Source organism: Enterobacter sp. CCUG 70166 (assembly GCF_020224095.1).
In the GTDB taxonomy this organism is placed as follows: Bacteria; Pseudomonadota; Gammaproteobacteria; order Enterobacterales; family Enterobacteriaceae; genus Enterobacter; species Enterobacter intestinihominis.
Window position 1 is genome coordinate 1 of the sequence record NZ_NRIQ01000030.1, and the last position, 2463, is coordinate 2463.

2 protein-coding genes and 1 pseudogene are annotated in these 2463 nt (G+C 60.3%); all 3 read right to left on the reverse strand.

Annotation, left to right across the window (positions count from 1 at the left end; translation table 11 throughout):
* Positions 1 to 247: 247 nt before the first annotated feature.
* Positions 248 to 514: pseudogene (locus tag CKK19_RS13470) on the reverse strand (DDE-type integrase/transposase/recombinase); the annotation flags it as partial.
* Between the two features lie 54 nt (positions 515 to 568).
* The gene (locus tag CKK19_RS13475) at positions 569 to 1333 is read right to left on the reverse strand and encodes an IS6-like element IS6100 family transposase (protein WP_001389365.1); all 765 of its coding nucleotides are present in this window, start codon (positions 1331 to 1333) and stop codon (positions 569 to 571) included.
* A 506-nt stretch (positions 1334 to 1839) separates the two neighbouring features.
* Entirely contained in the window at positions 1840 to 2340 is a 501-nt protein-coding gene (locus CKK19_RS13485) for a GNAT family N-acetyltransferase (protein ID WP_000376623.1), read from the reverse strand.
* Positions 2341 to 2463 lie beyond the last annotated feature (123 nt).

Consider the following 2463-nt stretch of genomic DNA (forward strand, 5'->3'; position numbering starts at 1 on the left):
GTCAGATTGAGGCATACCCTAACTTGATGTCAGATGCCATGTGTCATTTTCAGAAGACGACTGCACCAGTTGATTGGGCGTAATGGCTGTTGTGCAGCCAGCTCCTGACAGTTCAATATCAGAAGTGATCTGCACCAATCTCGACTATGCTCAATACTCGTGTGCACCAAAGCGAGGTGAGCATGGCGACGGAGGCTCTGTTGCAAAGATTGGCGGCAGTCAGAGGTAGGCTGTCGCTCTGCGCCGATCAGGCGGCTGCTGCGAAATGGTGGTTGAGCATGCCCATGGCCTCCGTCAGCGCCGAGGGCCCAATGCCAAAAGCTCTCTCCACAAGGCGCACCTCGCCCCTGATGCCGGGCTGCAGGCACCAGGGGCGAGCCTGTCCTTTGCGCAGGGCTCGCATGACTTCGAATCCCTTGATCGTGGCATAGGCCGTGGGGATCGATTTGAAACCGCGCACCGGCTTGATCAGTATCTTGAGCTTTCCGTGATCGGCCTCGATCACGTTATTGAGGGCTCTGTTGCAAAGATTGGCGGCAGTCAGAGGTAGGCTGTCGCTCTGCGCCGATCAGGCGGCTGCTGCGAAATGGTGGTTGAGCATGCCCATGGCCTCCGTCAGCGCCGAGGGCCCAATGCCAAAAGCTCTCTCCACAAGGCGCACCTCGCCCCTGATGCCGGGCTGCAGGCACCAGGGGCGAGCCTGTCCTTTGCGCAGGGCTCGCATGACTTCGAATCCCTTGATCGTGGCATAGGCCGTGGGGATCGATTTGAAACCGCGCACCGGCTTGATCAGTATCTTGAGCTTTCCGTGATCGGCCTCGATCACGTTATTGAGATACTTCACCTGCCGGTGGGCCGTCTCCCGGTCCAGCTTTCCTTCGCGCTTCAATTCGGTGATCGCTGCACCATAGCTCGGCGCTTTGTCGGTATTGAGCGTGGCAGGCTTTTCCCAGTGCTTCAGGCCTCGCAGGGCCTTGCCCAGGAACCGCTTCGCTGCCTTGGCGCTGCGGGTCGGCGACAGGTAGAAATCGATCGTGTCGCCCCGCTTGTCGACTGCCCGGTACAGGTAGGTCCACTTGCCCCGCACCTTGACGTAGGTTTCATCCAGGCGCCAGCTCGGATCAAAGCCACGCCGCCAGAACCAGCGCAGCCGCTTCTCCATCTCCGGGGCGTAGCACTGGACCCAGCGATAGATCGTCGTATGGTCGACCGAAATGCCGCGTTCCGCCAGCATTTCCTCAAGGTCGCGATAGCTGATCGGATAGCGACAATACCAGCGCACCGCCCACAGGATCACATCACCCTGGAAATGGCGCCACTTGAAATCCGTCATCGTTCCGTCCGTCCAATCTCCGCCAAGCATGCTCAAGCTTCACGATTTTTGCAACAGAGCCCACACGAGTATTGAGCATAGTCGAGATTGGTGCAGATCACTTCTGATATTGAACTGTCAGGAGCTGGCTGCACAACAGCCATTACGCCCAATCAACTGGTGCAGTCGTCTTCTGAAAATGACATTTGGTATCTCTCATAAACGGATGTTTTTGAGAGAACTATCTTCGGCCTTCACACGCACGAAAGGCGGCGAAGCTCCGCCGTTAATCCGTCCGCCGGAGATCTCGCCCAGGCAGGCTGAAGGCCGAGCAAGCCTGACAGGCCCGAAAAGCCCGGCACGGGCGTCGGCGGCGATGACGGCGGCGGCATTATCCAGGGTTGATGATGGAAGTGGAGGATATCGACAACCTCTCGCGCAACCAAGACATCGCGGTCGGACTGCAAGTGATCTTGAAGCCACGGGCCCGTCCCACCCCGACATGGACCTCGATGCCCGAACGGACGTTAGATTTCGAGTTCTAGGCGTTCTGCGATGAAGGTTGGATCCCAGCCGGGATTGAAAGTGTCGACGTGGGTGAATCCGAGCCGCTCGTATAGGCCACGCAGGTTCGGGTGGCAGTCGAGCCGCAGCTTGGCGCACCCCTGCGTTCGCGCGGCATGGCGGCAAGCCTCGATCAGCGCGGAGCTGACACCCCGGCCCGCATGTGTCCGTCGCACCGCGAGCTTGTGCAGATATGCGGCCTCCCCCTTGAGGGCGTCGGGCCAGAACTCGGGATCCTCGGCCGACAAGGTGCAACAGCCGACGATGCCGTCGCTGCAACTCGCGACTAGGAGCTCGGATCTCAGGACGAAGGTCTCCGCGAATGTCCGGTCGATCCGCGCGACGTCCCAGGCGGGCGTTCCCTTGGCGGACATCCACGCCGCAGCGTCGTGCATCAGCCGCACAACCTCGTCGATATCACCCGAGCAGGCGACCCGAACGTTCGGAGGCTCCTCGCTGTCCATTCGCTCCCCTGGCGCGGTATGAACCGCCGCCTCATAGTGCAGTTTGATCCTGACGAGCCCAGCATGTCTGCGCCCACCTTCGCGGAACCTGACCAGGGTCCGCTAGCGGGCGGCCGGAAGGTG